Consider the following 871-nt stretch of genomic DNA (forward strand, 5'->3'; position numbering starts at 1 on the left):
CCGGATGATCGACGTTGAAATTAGGCATGATCAAATCCAATAATGGAATCATGAAGAAACTGATCAAACCAATCACCAGCATCGCCCCGACAAACGGCCCGATGGAGAAGGCAAGCCGGGTGCATGCAGAACAGAAGAATAACAGCAGGACGGTGAAAACGGTCCATTTAATCTCCTGCATATCCCCCAAAGGATATATTTTCAAGCCATAGATGCTGATGATCAAACCTACAATTAAATTCAATAAAGCGTTCAGTGCTGCATGGACCATCATTGGAAGGGATCCATAATGATGCAGGAAGAAACCGATCAATAAGCCGGAAATGAGGATGATCACCAACATGACGATCGGCGGGATATTGACCTTTTCCTGCTGAAGGACTTCTCCGCTGATTTGAACGGGATTCGCTAAATACTCATAAACATACCCATTCTGCTGATCATCGACTAGCGTGTTATTCAAGACACTGTATACGTCCGTCTTGATTTGAACGGTCGAATCCACGTTTTTTGACCAATTATCATTAAGCTGATCGGCCCTTTCCTGTACGGAGCCCACTTTCACTTGCAGGTCGGCGGTATCCTTCGTAACCGTTTCTTGACGCTCGGCCACCGAATTGACAAGCTCGGAGATGAAGCCGACAGTTGTCGCTGTATTATCTTGAAGCGTTACAAACATTTCACCATCAAGGTTCAACGGCGGTTCCGTTTCTATTTCAGGTGGCTCCATATGATCCGACATTTGGGCAGATACTTCTTGAGCACGTACGGTAATTGCCGCCAACTCAGCTAACGTTGCTTCCTGCCCCGCTTTTACGTTTGCATCATATTCCTTCATAAAACCTAAGATGGAGTCGGAGAACACTCCGAA

1 pseudogene is annotated in these 871 nt (G+C 45.9%); it reads right to left on the reverse strand.

Annotated features, from left to right (window positions below):
- Positions 1-871: pseudogene (locus CVN76_RS01425) on the reverse strand (type VII secretion protein EsaA); the annotation flags it as partial.

It is taken from the genome of Bacillus sp. mrc49 (assembly GCF_002803435.1).